The 21129-nt window shown below is 72.5% G+C and carries 18 protein-coding genes and 2 tRNA genes; 7 read left to right on the forward strand and 13 right to left on the reverse strand.

Annotation, left to right across the window (positions count from 1 at the left end; translation table 11 throughout):
• Window positions 1-3: 3 nt before the first annotated feature.
• From ABIE67_RS35505 to zapE, 8 genes are all read right to left on the reverse strand, one after another.
• The gene (locus tag ABIE67_RS35505; RefSeq protein ID WP_370265599.1) at window positions 4-861 is read right to left on the reverse strand and encodes a polysaccharide deacetylase family protein; all 858 of its coding nucleotides are present in this window, start codon (window positions 859-861) and stop codon (window positions 4-6) included.
• 100 nt (window positions 862-961) lie between these two features.
• Entirely contained in the window at window positions 962-2437 is a 1476-nt protein-coding gene (locus ABIE67_RS35510; RefSeq protein WP_370265601.1) for a protein kinase, read from the reverse strand.
• A gap of 63 nt (window positions 2438-2500) precedes the next feature.
• The gene (locus tag ABIE67_RS35515) at window positions 2501-3889 is read right to left on the reverse strand and encodes a PhoX family protein (protein WP_370265603.1); all 1389 of its coding nucleotides are present in this window, start codon (window positions 3887-3889) and stop codon (window positions 2501-2503) included.
• Window positions 3890-3980: 91 nt separating this feature from the next.
• A complete protein-coding gene (locus tag ABIE67_RS35520; protein ID WP_370265605.1) occupies window positions 3981-4892 on the reverse strand; it encodes a slipin family protein in 912 nt (303 codons plus the stop codon).
• Window positions 4893-5013: 121 nt separating this feature from the next.
• Window positions 5014-6471 carry a SulP family inorganic anion transporter gene (locus tag ABIE67_RS35525; protein ID WP_370265607.1) on the reverse strand — a complete coding sequence of 486 codons (1458 nt, stop codon included), beginning with the start codon at window positions 6469-6471 and terminating at the stop codon, window positions 5014-5016.
• Window positions 6472-6476: 5 nt separating this feature from the next.
• A complete protein-coding gene (locus ABIE67_RS35530) occupies window positions 6477-7055 on the reverse strand; it encodes a carbonic anhydrase (RefSeq protein WP_370265609.1) in 579 nt (192 codons plus the stop codon).
• Between the two features lie 80 nt (window positions 7056-7135).
• Complete coding sequence (locus tag ABIE67_RS35535; RefSeq protein ID WP_370265611.1) at window positions 7136-7540, reverse strand: hypothetical protein; 405 nt, start codon at window positions 7538-7540, stop codon at window positions 7136-7138.
• Window positions 7541-7715: 175 nt separating this feature from the next.
• Window positions 7716-8825 carry a cell division protein ZapE gene (zapE, locus tag ABIE67_RS35540; RefSeq protein WP_370265613.1) on the reverse strand — a complete coding sequence of 370 codons (1110 nt, stop codon included), beginning with the start codon at window positions 8823-8825 and terminating at the stop codon, window positions 7716-7718.
• Between the two features lie 37 nt (window positions 8826-8862).
• Here zapE and ABIE67_RS35545 point away from each other — a divergent pair, with 37 nt between their 5' ends.
• The 5 genes from ABIE67_RS35545 (at window position 8863) to ABIE67_RS35565 (ending at window position 13245) form a co-directional block, all read left to right on the forward strand.
• Window positions 8863-9759, forward strand: a complete 897-nt coding sequence (locus ABIE67_RS35545) for a pyrimidine reductase family protein (RefSeq protein WP_370265616.1) — start codon at window positions 8863-8865, stop codon at window positions 9757-9759.
• Between the two features lie 149 nt (window positions 9760-9908).
• Window positions 9909-10382, forward strand: a complete 474-nt coding sequence (locus ABIE67_RS35550; protein WP_370265618.1) for an indole-3-glycerol phosphate synthase — start codon at window positions 9909-9911, stop codon at window positions 10380-10382.
• A 208-nt stretch (window positions 10383-10590) separates the two neighbouring features.
• Entirely contained in the window at window positions 10591-11982 is a 1392-nt protein-coding gene (murC, locus tag ABIE67_RS35555; RefSeq protein WP_370265620.1) for a UDP-N-acetylmuramate--L-alanine ligase, read from the forward strand.
• Window positions 11983-11995: 13 nt separating this feature from the next.
• On the forward strand, window positions 11996-12403 hold the full coding sequence (gene msrB, locus ABIE67_RS35560; RefSeq protein WP_370265622.1) for a peptide-methionine (R)-S-oxide reductase MsrB: 408 nt from the start codon (window positions 11996-11998) through the stop codon (window positions 12401-12403).
• A gap of 95 nt (window positions 12404-12498) precedes the next feature.
• Window positions 12499-13245 (forward strand): PP2C family serine/threonine-protein phosphatase, encoded by a 747-nt coding sequence (locus ABIE67_RS35565; RefSeq protein ID WP_370265624.1) that lies wholly within the window; start codon window positions 12499-12501, stop codon window positions 13243-13245.
• Window positions 13246-13337: 92 nt separating this feature from the next.
• Here the strand turns inward: ABIE67_RS35565 and ABIE67_RS35570 are convergent, their stop codons facing one another.
• From ABIE67_RS35570 to ABIE67_RS35585, 4 genes are all read right to left on the reverse strand, one after another.
• Window positions 13338-14369, reverse strand: coding sequence for a YbhN family protein (locus ABIE67_RS35570; protein ID WP_370265626.1), 1032 nt, complete (start codon window positions 14367-14369; stop codon window positions 13338-13340).
• 233 nt (window positions 14370-14602) lie between these two features.
• On the reverse strand, window positions 14603-16906 hold the full coding sequence (locus ABIE67_RS35575) for a hypothetical protein (RefSeq protein ID WP_370265628.1): 2304 nt from the start codon (window positions 16904-16906) through the stop codon (window positions 14603-14605).
• A 3-nt stretch (window positions 16907-16909) separates the two neighbouring features.
• Window positions 16910-16981, reverse strand: a tRNA-Pro gene (locus ABIE67_RS35580).
• A gap of 3 nt (window positions 16982-16984) precedes the next feature.
• Window positions 16985-17056 (reverse strand) — tRNA-Tyr (locus tag ABIE67_RS35585).
• Between the two features lie 139 nt (window positions 17057-17195).
• On the opposite strand from ABIE67_RS35585, the gene nagZ reads away from it, so the two are divergent.
• The gene (gene nagZ / locus ABIE67_RS35590; RefSeq protein WP_370265630.1) at window positions 17196-18689 is read left to right on the forward strand and encodes a beta-N-acetylhexosaminidase; all 1494 of its coding nucleotides are present in this window, start codon (window positions 17196-17198) and stop codon (window positions 18687-18689) included.
• Between the two features lie 42 nt (window positions 18690-18731).
• On the opposite strand, the gene ABIE67_RS35595 is transcribed toward nagZ, so the two are convergent.
• The gene (locus ABIE67_RS35595) at window positions 18732-20042 is read right to left on the reverse strand and encodes a glycosyl hydrolase (RefSeq protein WP_370265632.1); all 1311 of its coding nucleotides are present in this window, start codon (window positions 20040-20042) and stop codon (window positions 18732-18734) included.
• 8 nt (window positions 20043-20050) lie between these two features.
• Between ABIE67_RS35595 and ABIE67_RS35600 the strand changes: the two genes are divergently transcribed.
• Window positions 20051-21064 (forward strand): N-acetylglucosamine kinase, encoded by a 1014-nt coding sequence (locus ABIE67_RS35600; protein WP_370265634.1) that lies wholly within the window; start codon window positions 20051-20053, stop codon window positions 21062-21064.
• Window positions 21065-21129 lie beyond the last annotated feature (65 nt).

A 21129-nucleotide genomic window follows, 5' to 3' on the forward strand; every position in this document is an offset into this window, starting at 1 on the left:
GCCTCAGCCCTGCCCGCCCGCCGCCCCGATCAGCTCGGACACCCGCACGAACCGGAAGCCCTTCGCGCGCAGTTCGGGCACGACGCGCCGGACCACCCGCTCGGTCGTCGGAGCCGCACTGAGCGTGCAGTGCAGGACGACCACGGACCCGGGCCGCACCCCGTCCAGCACCTCCTGGGCGACCGCGCGGGCGTCCGTCGCGAACGCGTCCCCGCTCACCACGTCCCACTGCACGGCGGTGACGCCGACCGGGGTCAGCGCCTTCAGCGCGCGCCGGTCGTAGCAGCCGCCGGGAAACCGGAAGTACGGCATCGCCTCCCGGACGCCCACCTTCCGGAACGCGGCGTACGCCCGCTCCACGTCCGCCCGCATCCGCTCCTCCCCGAGCGTCGGCAGTCCGTAGCAGTCGTCGGTGAAGGCGTAGTGGCTGTAAGAGTGGTTGGCGACCTCGAAGAGCGGGTCCCGCCCGATGGCCCGGGCCTGCCGGGGATACTCCTCGGCCCATCGCCCCGTCATGAACACGGTCGCCGGCACCTTCAACTCCCGCAGGGCCGCGACAAGCCCCGGATTGTCGAACCGTTCCCCCCGCGCCGCCCGCGCCCCCTGGCCGGCGGTCATGTCGGCGTCGAAGGTGAGCGCGACCGTCTTGTCCCCGGTCTGGGGGCCGTGCTCGAAGACGGGGGTCAGGCCGGCGGGGCCGGGGGCGAGGGTCGGAGGCCGGGCCGAGGGCGAGGTGGCGACGGTGGTGCTCGGAGCCGGGTGGGGAGCGCGGGTGGTCTCGGGCGACCCGCACGCGGCGAGTGCGCCGAGTGCCGCGCTCAGGGCACAGACGGCGGTGACGCGTCGTACAGATGTGATCACCGCATGAAGATATGGGGATCAGATGGTCATATCGGTACCTGGATGGGTGTGCCGGGTCCGAGTCACCCGCCCGGCGGGACCGGGCTTCTCGCGGGTCTCCTCAGTCGTTGCGGGCGCAGCGGCCCGTCGGTGCGGTGACCGGAGGGCGGCACTGGAGGATGGACTCGGCCGGGTCGGCGCTCACATAGCGGCCGATGCAGGTGTTCGGCGAGGTGCGGCCCCGCTCGGCGCAGAAGCTCAGGGCGGCGCGGCCGTCGGCGAAGGGGCCGGGGGCGTGGATCACCCAGTAGCCGGGGCGCAGGGAGGCGTAGTCGTCGCTGCGGAGGACGGTCGCCTCCGGCACGGTCCGGCGGATGACGGCCAGTCGCCGGTCCCGGGCGGCGGTGCCCGCGGTGAGGGGCTCGGAGTGGAGCTGGGCGATCCAGCGGCCCTCCGGGGTGGCGGGTGCTGTGGGGACGGGTGCTTGAAGGCTGGAGGTCGGTGCGGAGGACGGCCGCTCCGCGGCGGGGCTGGGGGTGGGCCGGGTGGCGGTCGGGGGGGTCGTGGTGCCGCCGGCCTTGTCGTCGCCGTCCGTGCCGCCGGGGCGCAGGGCGAGCGCCAGGGCCGTCGCGGTGGCGATCACCAGCGCGGCGGTCACGGCCACCACGAGCGGGGTGCGGCGCCGGGGCTCGCGCAGCCCCTGCGGAACCGTCGGGCGCGGGGTGTTCACCTGGGTGGGCGTCCGGTGCGGTGCCACGGGGGGCACCGTCGGCCGGGCGGCCGGGGCCGGTGTCGTCCCCGCCTCCACCTGCGCCAGCATCGCGTCCAGCCGGGCGGCGTCCGGACGCGCCGCCGGGTCACGGACCAGCAGGGCTTCGAGCACCGGCGTCAGCGGGCCCGAGCGGGTCGGCGGCGGGAGCGGGTCGTCGAGTACGGCGGCCAGGGTGGCGAGGGTGGTGGGGCGGCGCAGCGGGCTGACGCCCTCGACACACACGTACAGCACCACACCCAGCGACCAGAGGTCGGCGGACGGGTCGTCGCCGTGGCCCCGGATCCTCTCGGGGGCCATGTACTCGGGCGAGCCGACGAGTTCGCCGGTGGCCGTGAGGCCCGTCGTGCCCTGGAGGGCGGCGATCCCGAAGTCGGTGAGGACGGCGTCGCCGTCGATGCGCAGGAGGATGTTGGCCGGCTTGACGTCCCGGTGCCGGATGCCCGCCGCGTGCGCGGCCCGCAGCGCGGCGAGCACCTGGCGGCCGAGCCGGGCCGCCTCCGCCGGGGTCAAGGCGCCGTCGTCCAGCCGGCGTTGGAGCGAGACGCCCGGAACCAGCTCCATCACGATCCACGGATGCGGGTCGGCGTCCACGATCTGATGGACCATCACCACATGCGGATGGCTGAGCCGGGCCAGCGCACGCGCCTCCCGCAGCACCCGCTCACGCATCACGCCGACCGTGTCCGCGTCCGACCGCACCGCCTTGAGCGCGACCTCGCGGTGGAGCACCGTGTCGCGAGCCCGCCACACGGTGCCCATTCCGCCGCTGCCGAGCCGTTCCACCAGCTCGAACCGGCCGTCGACGAGATCCCCCGGAGCGTTCATGCCGCACAGGTTAGAGGACCGGCCGGAGAAGGGTCCTCCGCTTGGGGAGGCGTGACGGGGCGGTTACCTGCGCCAGGGTCCTGTGACCGCGAACGTCGTCCCCGGCGTGTAGCAGTTGACGTACATCGTCCCGCCGTCGGGCGAGAAGGTGACCCCGGCGAACTCGCCCCACTCCGGCTCTTCGGCGGTCCCGATGTTCTGGGCGTTGCGCGCCATCGCGTACACCTCCCCGCGTCGCGTCACGCCGAAGACGTGCTGGGCGCCGTTGCCGTCCTCGCACACCATCAGGCCGCCGCTGGGGGCGAGGCAGATGTTGTCCGGGGACTCGCCGGGGAGCTGGAGGTCGGTGTCGGGGCCGAAGACGATCACCAGGGTGAGGCGGCGCGCGGAGGGGTCGTAGCGCCAGATCTGGCCGTAGTGGTCCGCCGCCGAGCCGTCCGCGCTGCGGGCGAACGAGGAGACGAAGTAGACGGAGCAGCCGCCCCAGTAGCAGCCCTCCAGCTTCTGCGCGTGGGTGATGCCCTTCGGGCCGAAGTCCTGGTGGCGGATGGGGGTCTGTGCGGCCAGCGGGTCCGGTACGTCGACCCACTCGATGTTCTCGAAGCTCGCGCCCGTCTCCTGGATCGAGGAGAGGTCGGGGACGCCCGGCACGCGCATCGCCTGGAGGCGGCCGCCCGCGCGCAGGGTGCCCAGGCCGCCGTGCGGATGATGCGGCAGGAAGCGGTAGAAGAGCCCGAAGGGCTTCTCGAAGGCGTCCTCGGTCTCGTAGACGATGCCGCGCCGCGGGTCCACCGCGATCGCCTCGTGCTGGAAGCGGCCCATCGCGGTCAGCGGGACCGCGCCGGAGCGGTACGGGTTCGCCGGGTCGACCTCGAAGATGAAGCCGTGGTCCTTGGTGTAGCCGTTGGTGCCGGCCCTGTCCTCGGTCTCCTCGCAGGTCAGCCAGGTGCCCCAAGGGGTGGGCCCGCCCGCGCAGTTGACTGCCGTACCGGCGATGGCGACCCGCTCGGACAGGACACGGTTGCGGGAGTCCAGCGACAGCGCCGTACAGCCGCCCTTGCCGGCGGGGTCGTAGGTGAGGCCCTCGACCGTCGGGACGGGAACCCTGCCGTTGGCGCGGTTCTCGTGGTTGCGGACCAGGTGGACGCGGCCGTGTCTGCCGGGCAGGGCCGTCATGCCGTCGTGGTTGGAGGGGACCAGGCCCTCGCCGGAGCGGAGCTTGTCGCCCTCGCGGGAGAGGACGCGATAGGAGAAACCTTTCGGCAGGTCGAGCAGACCCTTCGGGTCGGGGACCAGCGGGCCGTATCCGGTGTGGCCGAGGTTCTGCGCGGCGGCGGTGCCCGCGAAGAGCTCGGTGAGATTGCCGGCGAAGGCGATCGAGACGCCCAACGCGCCGGTACGGGCGAGGAGTTGACGACGTGACTTACGGTCGGCGGTCGTGTTCTCGGGCATGGGGCAAACCTTCCTGCTGGCGGACAGGAACTGTGACCCCGCCGTGTCTATCATCTGGCACGAGTCGCGGGAACCACGCGCGTAGCGTGTGTCACTTCTGAAGGGGCGGTTCGGGGGTGTCCGGGGCGGACGCCGGGGCCGGTTCCGCGAGGAGATCCTGGAGGGGTTCCTCGATGGATTTCCCGGCGGACTCCTCGACGGCGATGCGCTCGGAGGCGGGCCTGGCCGCGTGGTCCGGCGGTGGCTGTGCCCCCCTCTCCAGGAACCGCAGCAGCTCCACCGGGATCGGCAGCACCAGCGTGGAGTTCTTCTCCGCCGCCACCGCCATCACCGTCTGCAGCAGCCGCAGCTGGAGGGCGGAGGGCGCGTCGGCCATCTGGTGCGCGGCCTCGGCCAGCTTCTTGGAGGCCTGGAGTTCGGCGTCGGCGTTGATGACCCGGGCCCTGCGCTCGCGGTCGGCCTCGGCCTGCCGGGCCATGGAGCGCTTCATCGACTCCGGCAGGGACACGTCCTTGATCTCCACCCGGTCGATCTGCACGCCCCAGCCGATCGCCGGACTGTCGATCATCAGCTCCAGGCCCTGGTTGAGCTTCTCGCGGTCGGACAGCAGATCGTCCAGATCGCTCTTGCCGATGATCGAGCGCAGTGACGTCTGCGCCATCTGGGAGACCGCGAAGCGGTAGTCCTCGACGTTGATGATCGCGGCCGAAGGATCCACGACCTTGAAGTACACGACCGCGTCGACCCGCACGGTCACGTTGTCGCGGGTGATGCCCTCCTGGGCCGGCACGGGCATCGTCACGATCTGCATGTTGACCTTGTGCAGCCGGTCCACGGCCGGGACGATCAGCGTGAATCCCGGCTGGCGCACGGCGCCCCGCAGCCGTCCGAGCCGCAGGATCACCCCGCGCTCGTACTGCTTGACGACCCGCGCGGCCGCCGCGAGATACACCACTCCCGCCGCGCCGACCCCCAAGGCCACGCCCAGCAGTTCCTCGACCATGACGACCTCCTCGCGGAGAGGCCCGTTCCGTGTACTCCTGTAACGATATGCCCGGTGTCTGGTCCGGGGCCATGGGCGGCCCCGGACCAGGGGTCATGCCTCAGCGGCGGCCATACGCCGGTCAGGGCGCCGTGACCCGCACCGGTTCCGTGCCGACCGCGCTGTGCCGCTCGGCCCAGTTCTCCAGGGCCGTACGGCAGGCGTGGTCCAGGTGGTGCAGTCCGGACAGGTCCAGCTCCACCGGACGGTCCTGGGGCAGGGCCTCCAGGCTGTCGAGGATCTTCGGCAGCCGGAGGAAGGTCGCGTTGCCCGACAGGTGCGCCTGGATGGGTCCCGCGCCCTTGTCGATGACCTCCAGCTTCACGTGCGAGGCCTCCCAGGCGGTCTTGGCGACCGACAGGGCCAGACCGATCAGCACGCCCTCGAACATGTTCACCGCGACGATCGAGACGGCGGTGACGACGAGGATCAGCGCCTCGCCCCGGTGGCCCCGCCACAGGGAGACGATCCCGCGGAAGGGGATCAGCTTGAAGCCCGCGTGGACCAGGATGCCGGCCAGCGCCGGGATCGGGATCAGTGCCAGCGTGGCGGGCAGCAGCGCCGCGAACAGCAGCAGCCACACGCCGTGCATGACCCGGGACGCCTTGGTCTTCGCGCCCGCCTGGACGTTGGCGGAGCTGCGCACGATGACCGCGGTCATCGGCAGCGCGCCGAGCACACCGCAGACGGTGTTGCCCGCGCCCTGCGCCATCAGTTCCTTGTCGTACTCGGTACGCGGCCCGTCGTGCAACCGGTCCACGGCCGCCGCGCTGAACAGCGACTCGGCCGACGCGATGAGCGTGAAGGCGACGATCGTGGCCAGCACGCCGACGTTGGCGAGCTCGCCGAAGGCGCTCATGGACGGCGGCTGGATGGATCCCAGCAGGCCCTTGACCTCGACGGTGGCGACCGGCAGGGAGAACACAGCGGCCACCGCGGTCGCCAGGCCGACCGCCGCGAGCGGACCCGGAACGGTGCGCACCTGGCGCGGCATCCGCTTCCACAGCACGAGTACGGCGATGGTGCCGGCGCCCAGTCCGATCGAGGCCAGTGCCCCGGTGTTCCCGACGGTGTCGGCGAGCGCGCCGGGCAGCCCGGCTATCTTCTCCAGGCCGGAGGCGGGCGCCTTGGCGTCCGCGACCGCGTAGAGCTGACCGGCGATGAGCACAAGGCCGATACCGGCCAGCATGCCCTCGACGACGGAGACCGAGATGGCCCGGAACCAGCGCCCCAGCTTCAGGGCGCCCATGAGGAGCTGGAGCAGGCCGGTGGCGAGCACGAGCACACCGAGGACCGGCAGCCCGAACTCCTGGACGGCCTCGAAGACCAGCACGGTCAGACCGGCGGCGGGCCCGGAGACCTGAAGGCTGCTGCCGCGCATCATGCCGGTGACGATGCCGCCGACTATGCCGGTGACGAGCCCGAGCTCGGCCGGCACTCCGGAGGCGACCGCCACGCCGACACACAGCGGCAGCGCGACGAGGAAGACGACCAACGAGGCGGCGAAGTCCTGCCGCAGGTGGGGGAACTTGGTCATCATGGCGATCACAGCGCCTCGAACGCGTCGGTCTCGGCGCTGTGGGCGCGCACGGCGCCCTTGTGCACCTCGTAGTACCAGGCGTGCAGGTTCAGTTGACGCTCCTTCAGCTTCTTCTCGATGAACGGGTACGACCGCAGCCGCAGCAGCTGCGTCAGTACATGGGCCTGGACGCCTTCGGCGACCTCCGGGTCCTCCACGGCACCCTTCGGGCGGGGAGTGGCGTGCGAGAGCCAGTCGCGCACGGCCGGTACGGCGTCCAGGTCGTCGCCGCGCACCAGCGCGCCGACGGCACCGCAGTGGGAGTGGCCGCAGACCACGATGTCGCTGACGCCGAGGACCTCCACGGCGTACTCGATGGTGGCCGCCTCGCTGGTGGGGTGCTGGGAGGCGTACGGGGGAACGATGTTGCCCGCGGTGCGGAGCTCGAAGAGCTCGCCGGGACGGGCGCCGGTGATCAGGGCCGGTACGACCCGGGAGTCGGAGCAGGTGATGAAGAGGACCTGCGGGGACTGCCCTGCGGCCAGCTTGGCGAACTCCTCAGGGCGCTGTCCGAACGTACGGGCGTTGTCGATGAGGGGCTGCATGTGTGGTGACTCCTCCTGGCGCGTCTCATTGGCGCGTCGGGGTTTTTACATGACAGAGGTGGGGGGAACTGCGCTGCTTCTCAGCAGCGGAAGACCTGAAGTCCCGCGGGAGTGTGGGACGTCGAGGATCTCGACGTGCGTTCATGCACGGTGCCGGGTGTGCCCGGCCGGTGCGTGGACGCGGGGTCCCGGGTGAGCAACGGCCGGTCGGGCGACTGGGGCCCGGAGTCGGCGAAGCGCAGTTGCGCACGGGTGCGAAGCGGACCGGTCGGGTCGCCGTCACCCGACGGCGCGCAGTGCCGGAACGCGAGGGTTTCGTCGCGCAGCGCCTTGCCGGAGAGTTTGATTCCGGGCTGAGCCTTGGCCTTTGCTTGACTGACCGTATGCGCGTGTGCGAAGGATGCGCTGGGTGTGAAGAACTGGAGGGCGAGCAGGACGGCGGCGAGGATCGAAACCGCGGTCCGTACCGTCGTACCTCGAAACATGCGCCCCCCTCCAGACAGTTCACACCTATGGTGCACACCAACGCTTGGTCAACCGTTGGTCAAGAAACACGTTAACCCGGCAAAGTTGTTTGCAGGGTTAACTTAACGTTTCGAGCTGAAGAGAGCCTGAAATGCGAGGGTGGCTTGGCTTGAACCACACCTTGACCAGGAGGAGTTAGTGGGTTACCAGGCTCTTGGCGTCGCGGGCCAGCGCGGTGAGTCGCGAGATGGCGCGGAAGTACTTCTTGCGGTACCCGCCCTTGAGCATGTCCTCGCTGAACAGCTTGTCGAACGGCTGTCCGGAGGCCAGGACCGGGACCTCGCGGTCGTAGAGCCGGTCCGCGAGCACCACGAGCCGTAGCGCGGTGGACTGGTCCGGAATCGGCTGGACGTCCGTGAGACACACGGCCTTCAGGCCATCGGTCAACGCGCCGTAACGGCTGGGGTGGACGCGGGCCAGGTGCTCCAGCAGATGCGGGAAGTCGTCGAGCGAGGCGCCCTCGGTGGCGTACGCCGCCTTGGTCACCTGTTCGTCGGAGTACGGCGCCGGCGCCTCGGGCAGGCCGCGGTGGCGGTAATCCTCGCCGTCGATGCGCAGCGGGCGGAAGTGGGCCGACAGGCCCTGGATCTCCCGCAGGAAGTCGGCCGCCGCGAAACGGCCCTCGCCGAGCTTGCCCGGCAGGGTGTTGGAGGTGGCGGCGAGTGCCACGCCCGCGTCGACGAGCTTGCCGAGCAGCGTGGAGACGAGGACGGTGTCGCCGGGGTCGTCGAGCTCGAACTCGTCGATGCACAGGAGGCGGTGACCGGAGAGGGTCTGCACCGTCTGCTGGAAACCGAGGGCGCCGACGAGGTTCGTCAGCTCCACGAACGTGCCGAAGGCCTTGAGGGACGGCTCGGCCGGGGTGGCGTGCCAGAGGGAGGCGAGCAGATGGGTCTTGCCGACGCCGTAGCCGCCGTCGAGGTAGACGCCGCGGGGCCCGGCCGGCACCTTGGGCGCCTTCGGCCTGCCGAACCCTAGGAACCCGCGCCTGGCCTTCCCCGCGCCGCTCGCGTGCGCCCCGCCGAGCCCGCCCGCGAAGGACTCCAGGACCCCGACCGCCTCGATCTGGCTGGGCTGGTTCGGGTCCGGGATGTACGTGCTGAAGCGGACCGAGTCGAAGCGGGGCGGCGGCACCATCTCGGCGACCAGCCGGTCCGCCGGGACGTGCGGCTCACGGGAGCACAGGGACAGCGGGCTCGCTTCGGCTATCGGGTGCGGACCGGAGGCGGCGGAGGAGGACGACACGGTTCACCATGCTAATCGCCGTGCCACACTCCTTGACATGCGACGCCTGTTCCCTGTGACCGATGAGACAGCAGCGAGGGCCTCCGGCGGTTCGGCCGGGGAAGACGAGGCCGGGGCCGCTGGAGGGGGGCTCGTGGCCGGTGAGGCCGAGGGCCCCGGTGGGTCCGGTGGTGGTTTTCCCGGGGGCGATCTCGTGGACCGGGAGTGGAGCCTCGCCGAGCTTGCCGCCGCCTACGCCTACCCCGACCCCGATCCCGCACTCGGCGGTCCGCAGCCCTGGCTGCGGGCCAACATGGTGTCCACGCTGGACGGGGCCGCCCAGCACGACGGGCGCTCGCAGCCCATCTCCACCGCGACCGACATGCGGATCTTCGGCACGCTTCGGGCGCTGGCGGATGTCGTGGTCGTGGGCGCCGAAACGGTACGTCTGGAGGGCTACCTTCCGGCACGCGTGCGTGCGGAGTTCGCGACGGCGCGCGAGGCGGCCGGGCAGGGGCCCGCGCCGGCGATCGCGGTGGTGAGCGCCGGCCTGGACCTCGACTACAGCCTGCCGCTCTTCACCTCACCCGCCGTGCCCACACTGATCCTGACGGGTGCCGCCGCGGCCCCGGACCGGGTCGCCGCCGCGGAGAAGGCGGGCGCCCAGGTGGTGATCGCCGGTGACGGCGTCGGGGTGGATCCCGTACGTGCCGTCCAGGCCCTCGCCGAGCTCGGTCACGTCCGGCTGCTGACCGAGGGCGGCCCGCGGATGCTCGGGCAGCTGGTGGCCGCCGGAGTGCTCGACGAGCTCTGTCTGACGATCTCCCCGATGCTCACCGCCGGAGACGCCCAGCGCATCGCGGGCGGGCCGTCGGTGGCGGTCCCGAAACGGTACGAGCTGGTGTCCCTGCTGGAGGAGGACGGCTTTCTGTTCGGGCGGTACCGGCGGACGTGAGGTTAGGTCGGTTCGGAAATGGGTTCTATGAAGGCCGTGCTCCCGAAACGGCGGAATCCACCGTTCCGTTTAGCTTCCGCCGGGCACACTAAAATTCGCAGCCCCCGTGCGAGCACGGGGCAGGATGGTTTCCGCAGAAGGGGCGCCCGGTGTTCACAAGCGTTTTGATGATCGAGAAGGCCCTGACGTCCGCCGACGTGGAGTTCGTCACCACCTTGCACGGGGACGAGCAGGTCTCGTTCCATGTGCTGCTCCAGCCGCGGGGTGAGCAGGCCGACAGGTTGTTGCGCGCCATCGACGACATCGCGCTCGGCGAGCTGGACGAGGCGGTGCGGGAGGGGGAGACCCCGGAGGGTGAGGAGGCGCTCAGTACGGGGGAGCGGGCGCTGGAAGTCTCGCTCACCGCCTTGCGCACGGCCGGGGCGGAGGCGGAGGGGCGGCTTCTGGAGGACCATCCGCTCGACGCGCTCAAGGTCGTGGTGGACGAGGTGGGGGCGGATGAGGTCATCGTGCTGACGGATCCCCACTATGTGGAGGAGTTCTTCCATCGGGACTGGGCGTCCCGGGCTCGGCACAAGGTGGGGGTGCCGGTGCTGAAGTTGTTCTCGCACAGTAAGGCGTAGTGCTTTTCGGGGCGCGCCGTAGGGGGTGCGGTGGATTCCCGGCCGCGGGTCGTCCGTGGCTGGTCGCGCGCACGCGGCGGAGCCGCATATCGGCACAGTCCCGCGGCCCCTGGGCCGGTACAGGTCCCCGCGTCCCATGCGTGAGGCCAGCCCTCACACCCAATAGGCTGGGGCCTCACCGTCGTATCGCACTCCTGGGAGAACACGCATGGCACCCGGCCTTCCCACCGCCATGGACCGACCGCACTTCATCGGCATCGGGGGCGCCGGGATGTCGGGGATCGCGAAGATTCTGGCGCAGCGTGGGGCCGAGGTGGCCGGCAGTGATGCCAGGGAGTCCGCGACCGCCGAGGCGCTGCGGGCGCTGGGGGCGACCGTGCATATCGGGCACGCGGCGGAACACCTCGCTGATGACGCCAGCTGTGTCGTCGTGTCGTCGGCGATCCGGAAGGACAACCCCGAGCTGGCACGCGCCGCCGAACTGGGCATTCCGGTGGTGCACCGTTCCGACGCGCTCGCGTCGCTGATGGACGGGCTGCGCCCGATCGCTGTCGCCGGTACGCACGGCAAGACGACCACGACGTCGATGCTGGCCGTCTCCCTGAGCGAGCTGGGCCTGAAGCCGTCGTACGCCATCGGCGGCGACCTCGACGCCCCCGGCTCGAACGCCCTGCACGGCGAGGGTGACATCTTCGTCGCCGAGGCGGATGAATCGGACCGCAGCTTCCACAAGTACGCGCCCGACGTTGCGATCGTCCTGAACGTCGAGCTCGACCACCACGCCAACTACGCGTCGATGGACGAGATCTACGAGTCCTTCGTGACGTTCACCGACCGGATCACCGAGGGCGGCACCCTGGTGGTCTCGGCCGACCAGGAAGGCGCGCGGGAGCTGACCCGGCGGGTCGCGGCCCGCGAGGTGCGGGTGGTGACGTACGGCGAGGCCGAGGACGCCGATGTGCGGGTCCTGTCGGTGGTGCCGCAGGGGCTCAAGAGCGAGGTCACCGTCGTCCTCGACGGTCAGGAGCTCACCTTCACGGTCTCGGTCCCTGGCCGCCACTACGCGCTCAACGCGGTGGCCGCTCTCGCGGCGGGCGCGGCGCTCGGCGTCCCGGCCGCCGAGCTGGCCCCGGCGCTGGCGGCCTACACGGGTGTGAAGCGGCGGCTCCAGCTGAAGGGCGAGGTCGCGGGCGTCCAGGTCATCGACTCCTACGCCCACCACCCGACCGAGATGACGGCCGACCTGGAGGCGATGCGCTCGGCCGCCGGGGACGCCCGGATCGTGGTCGTCTACCAGCCGCACCTCTTCTCCCGCACACAGGAACTCGGCAAGGAGATGGGCGACGCCCTCGCCCTCGCGGACTCCTCGCTGGTCCTGGACATCTACCCGGCCCGCGAGGACCCGATCCCCGGCGTGACCAGCGAGCTGATCATCGAGGCGGCCCGGGCGGTCGGCGCCGAGGTGACGCCGGTCCACGACAAGGCGGAGGTGCCCGCGCTGATCGCGGGAATGGCCAAGCCCGGTGATCTCGTTCTCACCATGGGCGCGGGCGATGTCACCGACCTGGGCCCGCTCATTCTGGACCGCCTGTCGAAGTGAGGGGCAAGCACTCATGTCGTACGACATCGAAAAGCCGGACGAGCAGTGGCGCACGGAGCTGACCCCGGCCGAGTACGCCGTCCTGCGTCAGGCCGGTACGGAGCCCGCCTTCACCGGTGAGTACACCAACACCAAGACGACGGGCGTCTACTCCTGCCGCGCCTGCGGCGCCGAACTGTTCACGTCCACCACGAAGTTCGAGTCGCACTGCGGCTGGCCGTCCTTCTACGACCCGAAGGACAGCGACGCGGTGGAGCTCATCGAGGACCGCTCCCACGGGATGGTCCGCACCGAGGTGCGGTGCGCGCGGTGCGGGTCGCATCTCGGGCATGTCTTCGAGGGTGAGGGGTATGCGACTCCGACCGATCAGCGGTACTGCATCAACAGCATCTCGTTGCGGCTGACGCCGGGCGAAGGCTGAGCCCGCTGCGCTGGCACGCAGGATGCCGGTGTTCCTAGACTCGTAAGGGACGTCCGGCCCGGTGGTCAGTCCCTGCGGGAAGGCGGTGGCGCGGCATGCCGTACGTCGCTGTGAGTGCGATCAGCCATCCCGGACTGCTGCGCAAGCGGAACGAGGACAGCCTCGTGGTCGGGCCGTGGACGCTGTGCGGCACCGTGACCGAGAATCCGCAGACCATGATCTTCCCGCTGGGCACGCCCCTAGTCGTGGCCGTCGCCGACGGGCTCGGCGGACATCCCGGCGGGGAGGTGGCCAGTGCCCTGGTGGTCCGTCGGATCGCGGCGCTCGGTCCCGCCCTGAGCAGCGAGGCCGCCGTCCGTGACGCCCTGAACGCCTGCAACCGCGCCGTGTACCAGGCGGCCGGCGGCGACCAGGGAGGCGAGCTCAGCGCCATGGGGACGACGATCGCCGGGGTCGTCGTACAGCCCGGCTCGCTCACGGCGTTCAACGTGGGCGACAGCCGGGTCTTCGCGGCGTCGGGCGACGGGCTGCGCCAGCTGAGCGTCGACGACAGCCCCCCGCACCCGGTCGGGCGCACCACCTCTCTCGTCACCCAGTGCCTGGGCGGCTCGCCCACCTATCGCGCCGTCCTTCCCCATGTCACGGCCGAGACCCTGACGCCCGGTGAGCGTTACGTCGTCTGCTCGGACGGGCTGACGGACCCGGTGCCGACGGACGTACTGGACGAGATCCTGCGGGAGCACGACGACGGCCGGGCGGCCTTCGAGCTGTGGAAGGCCGCCATCGACGCGGGCGGGCCCGACAACATCACGGTGGCGGTGGTGCGGGTCGCGGAGGAGTGACGGGGGAGCCGCCGAGCAGCCGGGGATCCAGGGTGAGGGGATCCAGGGCCAGAGGAGCCAGGTCAGAGGATCCAGGGCCGGAGGGGCCAGGATCAGAGGATCTTGCGCTGGACCATGATCGAGAGCACCAGGGCGCCCGGCAGCAGGGGTACCCAGACCGTCAGGACGCGGTAGCCGATGACGGTGGCCGCCGCCAGGCCCATCGGGGCGCCGAAGGTGACCATCGTGAACACCAGGGCCGCGTCCACCGGGCCGATGCCGCCCGGCGCGGGCACGGCGCCGACCGCCGTGCTGGCGAGGAGGAGCGCGAGGACCACCTGCGTCCAGGACAACGGCAGGCCGAGCGCGAAGCCGACCGAGGCGATCACGCTCGCCTGGAGCAGCGGGGTGGCTGCGGCCCCGCCCCAGAGGGCGAGAACGCGGCTCGGGCGGGTGTGCAGGATCCGCGCGTCCGTGAGGGCGGTGCGTACGAAGCCGAGGAGGGGGCGCCGTAGCGGGCGTACGGCCGTCACGAGCACGCCCGCCGTGACGAGGGCGGTCGTCACCCCTGCGGCGACCAGGAGCAACGTCCGCTCGTCCGGGACGAGTTCGCCCAGGTGCAGCAGCTCGGGGAAGGCCACGAGGAAGGCGAGGAGTACCAGCGTCTTCGCGATCGGCTTGACCAGCGAGTACAGGGCGAGGGAGGCGGTGGCCCGGGGCAGCGGGATGCCGCGGTTCTGGAGGAAGCGCAGGGTGACGGCGTGGGCGCCGATGCTCGCCGGCAGCACCTGGTTGGCCGCGCCGGCGGCGAACTGCGACGCGAGCAGCAGGCCCGGCGGAAGGCGTTCCGGCAGGGCACCTTGGCGGACGACCGCGGCGATCACCCAGCCCATGCAGGTGAAGAAGAGGCCGGCCAGCAGCCACCAGGGGTCGGCGGAGGCGAGCCGGGTGGCGCCGTCGCGGACGGTGTGCCAGTCGGCCGCCGCCCACGCCCCGATCAGCAGGAGCGGGAGCAGGGTCAGCGCGTGGCGGGCGAGGCGGGCGGGGGAGAGGCGGGGGCGGGCGGGGGCCCGGCTGGGAGCGGAGGCAGGGACGGGGCAGGCGGGCAGCGGTCCGGGGAGGTCGCTGAGCGGGAGCGAGGACACGGCGCGGTCGTCCTTCCGCGTCCTTTCCGCGCGGACGCGGGCCGGACGGCTAGAGGGCGAGGCAGGAGGGGACGACGGAAACGTGCCCGCCCGGCATGACGCCGCGGTGTCCGGAAGCCGAAGCGACGTCGGCGGGCGGGCGACGTGACCGGGGTATTGCTATACCCCGATCCGCCCCGCCACGACCCCCGAGACGGTAGCCGCGTGTGTCCGCCCCGCCGCCAGGGCCGTCCTCACCGCATCCAGTGCCCCGTCCTGCTCCACCCCAGGAACCGGCGTGCGCGACCACCGTCCGCCGTTCCGTCGGTGTCGAAGGCGCCGCCCTCGACCGTCAGGGCCAGGCCCGCCAGGGCCGGGGACAGGCGGGTCGCGACATGGGCGGGGTGGCGGGCCGTCTCCTCGGCCAGGCCGGTGAGGAACCGCCGCTGTTCGTCGGCTGGGCACAGGGACAGGTGGAACAGCATCTGGCGCCAGGCGTACGCCGCGTCCTTGATGGTGGGCAGTGGTCGCGGATTGCCCTGTACGCGGGCCGTCAGCCGGCACACGGTGGCGAAGCAGCGGTGCGCCAGGTCGGCGAAGCCGGGCTGCGGGGTGATCTCCACCCGGTGGACCAGCGTGGCGAGGTTGTGCGTGGTGAGGATCTGCGCCTGCTCGATCACGGTGCCGTTCGCCGCCACGGACCAGGACCCGGACGACGTCCCCCCGGCCCGTTCCGCGCACAGCCGTGCGAAACCGGGGGAGGTGCGGGGGCGGGACGAGCGGGTCAGCGCCGTGCCCGTCTCGGTGATCGCGAGGTTGCGGATCGCGGCGTAGTCGATGCCGTAGTAGCGCTCGTACAGCGTCCCGCCGAGCAGCTCACCCGCGATCCGGGCCGCTGTGAGGAACTTCGGGCTGAACGTGTCCATGAAGATGTCGGCGGCCAGCTCCTCCACGAACGGCGCGCCCAGGTCGCACTGGCGGGCGAGCACGCCGAGTTCGCGGACGAGCGGGTTGGGCAGGATCGTGCCCGGGAAGGCCTGCACGGCCAGCTCGCCCAGCTGCCGCAGTACGGTGAGCGCGCCGTCCTGGCCCGGTTTGCCGATGACGGCGGAGCGGTGCCCTGCCACCGCTCGCACCCAGGGCAGCTCCTCCACGCGTACCTGTCGTTCCAGGTTGAGCAGGAGCAGCGAGCGGCGGTTGCCGAAGGCCCGGTGGTTCGCGGCCATCAGCGCCCGCAGTGTCCCGTCGTCGTACGCCCGCGCGGTGGTGGCGGCGACCAACTGCGGCACCAGCTCGGCCAGGACCTCGGCGGACGGGACCACGCCCCGCTCCACGAGGGTGCCGATCGGCGCGCTCAACGCGGCCTCGACCACCCGGCGGATCACCGGCGGGACCTCCGCACCCGTGGGCAGGCCGGTCTCCCGCTCCTCCTGCTCCGTCACGGGCGTCAGCAGCGGGGGGACCTCGGTGATGCCCGTGTCCTGGGGCAGTTCGGCGAGCCGGCGCAGCAGCAGCTGGGCCAGCGCGTGGTGGGACGGGAGCGCCGCCTGGCGCGCCTGCTGTCCGCGCAGGGCCGTGTGGGGTGCGGAGCCGGGCAGGCCGCGTCGCCGGACCATGGACTGTGCCGCGTGCCGCAGCAGACCGAGCCGGCGCGCGTCCAGCGGGCGTCCGGCGACGGTCTCCTCCAGCGCGCCGCGCAGAATGCCCAGGTTCTGCTTGGGGTCGCGGTGCTTGGTGCAGTGGGTGTGCTCCGCGGCCAGCTGCCGGTAGCGGGCGAGCAGGGCGGCACCTCGGGCCAACCACTCGGTGTCCGGGGCGAGTTCGAGCACCCGGCCGTTCCCCGCCGTCTCCAGCCAGTGGGCCAGCAGCTCGTCGCCGAACGGCTGCCATACGGCCAGCGCCTCGCGCTGGGTCTCGACGGCCGCGTTGGGCCGCCGCCGTACGAGGGTGTCGACGGCGTCGGAGACGGTGTTGCGGTGGACGGCGGCCGTGGGGTCCGGCGCGGGGCCGTCCGCGGGCCGGGGGAGGAAGCGCAGCCGGTCGGCGAACGGCTCCAGTTCCGCCGCGAGGTCCAGCGCCCCGTCCGTCGCCCCGTGCCGCACCAGCCACGCCACCGTGAGCAGCGCGGCCTCCTCGGGCACGCCGACCTCGTAGTGGCCGTCGTCCAGCCGGGCCCACAGCCAGGCGAGTCCCGCTTCGGTGAGGCAGTGGGCGAAGAGCGCGCGCCGCTCGGCGGGCACCCCGAAACTCCGCGCGGCCTCGCTCTCGTACGGCTGGAGCGGGCCGCCCGCGCTCGCGGTACCGGTGGCGAAGCCGCCCCGCAGCACCTCGGGAGTCACCCAGGCCGGCAGTCCGGCCACCGGGGTGCGCGAACCGACCCTCAGCCGGCCCGCGGCCATCCCCGAGAGAACCGCCCGCCAGCGCTGCCCGCGCTCCTCGGCCCGGCGCCGGGTGGCGGGGTCCTCGTGGGTCAGCGCCGTCGTGAAGGCCTTGGCCAGCTGGGCCGCCGGGTAGGCCGGGGCCGCGGTGAGGGGCTGCTGCTCAGCGTTGTCGTCCATAAGCCGACGTGGCGGGTTCCGCCCCCGCGCCCTCCGGGTCCCGAGCCCGGTGCTCTGCTGCTGAGCTACACGTCGAGGCCGACGTGGCAGGTCCTGCCCCTGCGCCCTCCGGGATTACAGCCCGGTGCTCTGCTCCTGAGCTACACGTCGACGAAGGCCGACGTTAGCCGCCGGGGTGATCACCGTACAAACGGGTTTTCATAGCCGAGCGGCCGCGAGGCGGCCGCTGCTGAATCAGTGATCCACCGGGAGGTTGACTTTCGGCTGATCGAGCCAGAGCATTGCCGGGGTGAGCCACTTCGAGCACGTGTCCTCCCGGTCGACCGCACTCCCCGTCGACCTGGACGAAGCCGCCCACCGCTGTCTCGTCGCCGGGTTCGACGGCGCCACGAGCGTGCCGGACACGCTCAAGCAGCTCATCGACCGCGGCCTGGGCGGGGTCATCCTCTTCACCCGGAACATCCGTGACGCACGGCAGGTGCGCCGCCTCACGGACGAGCTGCGCGCGATACGCCCGGACCTCCTCGTCGCCATCGACAACGAGGGCGGCGGCATCGGCCACCTGGCCGCCGCCGGCGCCCCCGACGTCCCCGGCTCCTACGCCCTCGGCGTCGTCGACGACCCCAACCTCACCGCACGCTGCGCCGACGCCCTCGCCGGCCATCTGGCCACCCTCGGCATCACCGCCTCCTACGCCCCCGTGGCCGACCTCCAGCAGCGGCCGGACAACCCGATCGTGCGCACCCGCTCCTTCGGCGCCGACCCCGAACTCGCCGCACGCCAGCTGCGCGCCTGGATCACCGCCACCGAGGCCCGCGGTATCGCCTCCTGCGCCAAGCACTTCCCCGGCCACGGCGGCACCGTCACCGACAGCCACCACGCCATGGCCGTCGACCCGCGGCCGTACGACGAACTCCAGGCCGATCTCGAACCGTTCCGCGCGGCCATCGCCGCGGGCGTGCCGATGCTGATGAGCGCCCATGTCGTCTTCCCGGCCCTGGACCCCAACCGCCCCGCCACGCTCAGCCGGCGCGTCCTCGGCGATCTGCTCCGCCACGATCTCGGCTTCGACGGCGTCCTCGTCAGCGACGCCCTGGAGATGAAGGCGATCGCCGACCAGTACGGCGAGGCGGCGGGCGCCCGCATCGCGCTCGCCGCCGGCGCGGACCAGGTGATCGTCGCCGTGGGGGACCTGAACGTCACCCTGGACTGCCGGGACGCCGTGCTCGACGCGCTGCGCACCGGAGTGCTCGCGCAGGAGCGGATCGAGGAGGCCGCGGGGCGGGTGCGACGGCTCGCCGAGCGGTACGCGACCCCCGCGCTGGACGTCGCCGACTGGGACACGGGCGCCGGACTCGAGGCCGCGCGCCGGGCCGTACGGAGCCGGGCCCTGCCGGCCGTCGTGCGCGGCGCCCATGTCGTCGACCTGTTCCCGCCGCCGCATCCCGCGCTCAACTGGGGCGGCGAGGACCTGCTGACCGAGATACGCGCCGTCGACCCCACGTCCACGGGCACGGCGGTCACCGGGGAACCGGCCGACCCCGCCGAACTCGTCGACGGCACCCTGCGCTGCTGCGGGGACGCTCCGCTGGTCGTGGCCACCTGCGACGCCGGGCTGCACCCCTGGCAGGCCCGGCTGCGGGACGCCCTGCTGGAGCGGCGGCCGGACGCGGTGCGGGTGGACACGGGGCTGCCGGAGGGCGGCGCGCTGTGCTCGTACGGGCGGGGACGGGTGAACCTGCGGGCGGTGGCCGAGGCGTTGGCGGGCGTCACCGACAGCTGACAACCGCGACAGCTGTGGCGCGCCCGCCGGGGTGTACGGCGCTCAGGACGGCCGTACGACCTCCTTGATCCCCCGGGCCGCCAGGTACTCCCCGTCCTCCGCCCGCGCGGCCAGGACCACGGCCGGGCGCAGCCCCTCCGCCCGCATCCGCATCCAGGACTCGAAGTACGCGCCGCCCGGACCGGACACCGACCGGGTGCTCGGCGTGCAGTCCAGGAGCAGGGCGGTGTCGCGGGGCCGAGCCGAGTCCGGGGCCACGCGCAGCTCGGTGACGGTCTCGGCGAGGGCCTCGGCGATCGGCTTCGGGCGGCCCGTCGCGTCGAACAGGCCCAGCGTGTACTCCAGTTCCGGGAAGTCGGCCAGCGACCGGTCGACGTCGTGCGAGCACCACCAGGTCACACCCCACAGCCCCGCGCACTGCGCCGCGTTCCGTACGGTCTCCCGCGCGAAGTCCGGGGCGTCCGCGGCCGGGATGTGCGGTGCGGGGGCGCCCGTCTCCTGGACCCAGACGGGGCGCGCGGGGTCGGTGGCGTACGCCTTGGCCAGCTCCGTGCCGTACTCGGCGAGGTGCCGCACCTGCGGGGAGCGGGGGCCGTAGCGGCGCGCGCAGTCGCCGGAGAACACCCAGGGGTGGACGGTCGTCAGATCGCCCTTGCGGGCCGAGGCCTCGGGGGTGAAGGGGTGGTCGTCGCCGTACCAGGCCGCGTCGTAGGCGGAGTGCGTGACCAGGCCGCCTCCGGCGCCGAGTCCCTCGCGGGCCGCCGCCAGCAGGGTGTCGAGGTAGTGGTCCACCTCGTCGGCCGTCACCGGGTTGTGCTCGACCAGGTTGTTGAGCTCGTTGCCGAGTTGGAGGCCGATGAGGTTCGGGCGGCCGGTGAGCGCGCGGCCGAGGGCGCGCAGGAGGCCGGCCTGGGCCTCGATGGCCTCCGGGTCCGTGAACACGTTGCGGTGGTGCCAGCTGCGCGTCCACTCCGGGTAGAAGTCGAAGCTCGACAGATGGCCCTGGATGCCGTCCACCATGACGTCCAGGCCGGCCTCGCCGGCCAGGTCGACGAGGTGCGCCAGCTGGTCGACCGCCGCGGTGCGCACGAGGGTGCGGTTGGGCTGGAGCAGCGGCCAGAGGTGGAAGACGCGGACGTGGTCCAGGCCGAGTTCCGCTATCCGGTCGAGGTCCGCACGCGCGCGTGCCGGGTCGAAGTCGTGCCAGGAGTGGAACCAGCCGTGGCGGGGCGTGTAGTTGACGCCGAAGCGGAGCGGGTGGATGGGATCCTCCTCGAGCCGGGCTCGCACGGGGCTTGGCTGCCGTCTGTCTCTTGTCCGTCTCTTGTCTGATGCGAATGTATCAACCACCATGGGCGACGATGAATAGTGATTTGAACCAAACCTTGGCGTACGTCGTCGGCCTGGACGCCGGGGGCACCCGCACGCGCGCCGTTCTGGCGCCCGTGCGGGAGGGCGACCCCGTGGGCGAGGGCGTCTCCGGCCCCGGCAACGCCCTGACCGTGCCCGGCCCGCAGCTCACCGAGCATCTCGCCGAGGCCCTCGCGCAGGCCGTGCCGGAAGCGTTGCGCGGCCGGGTCGTCGCGGTGGCGGCCGGGTTCGCGGGCGCCTCGCGGACCGCTCCCGACGAGCCGGGCCGGGTCAAGGCGCACGCCGCCCTCACCGTCGCGCTGCGCCGGCTGGGCATCGGCACGGACTCGGTCGAGATCCACAGCGACATCGAGGCCGCGTTCGCCTCCGCGCCCGGTCACCCCGCCGACGGGCTCGCCCTGGTGGCCGGCACCGGCGCGGTCGCGGTGCGCATCACCGCGCGCGTGTGCACCGAGACCGCCGGCGGCGACGGCTGGCTGCTCGGCGACGACGGCAGCGGCTTCTGGATCGGGCGCGAGGCGGTACGGCTGGCACTGCGCATGGCGGACGGCCGGGGCGGGCCGACGGCACTGGCCGCGTCGGTGGGGCGGGCACTGGGCGTGCCCGACGATGTCCTGCCGGGGGAGGCCCCGGGCCCGTACGACACCGGAGCCTGGACCCGGGCCCGGCGCGAGGCCTACCGCATGCACCTGCTCCCCGCCGTGATGGACCGGCCGCCGGTCCAACTGGCCCGGCTCGCCCCGCTCGTCGCCGAAGCCGCCGCCCGGCACCGGGACGCCGTCGCCGAGGGGATCCTCGCGACGGCCGCCGACCACCTCACCGAGACCGTCCGCGCCCTCGAACCGCGGCCCGGCGAGCGGATCGTCGTGACCGGGGGGCTGCTCGGTCCCGGAGGCCCGCTCACCGATCCCCTCACCGCCCGGCTCCAGCACCTCGGACTCACCCTCGACCGGGTGGCCGCCGGCTCCCGGGGAGCGGTGGCGCTCGCGCGCCTCGCCATCTGAAGCAGGACGGGTGGCACGACCTGCCCGCCCGAACCGGCGGCACGGCCTGATCGCACGACCTGCCC

Origin of the sequence: Streptomyces sp. V4I8, assembly GCF_041261225.1 — a bacterium.
Lineage (GTDB): Bacteria > Actinomycetota > Actinomycetes > Streptomycetales > Streptomycetaceae > Streptomyces.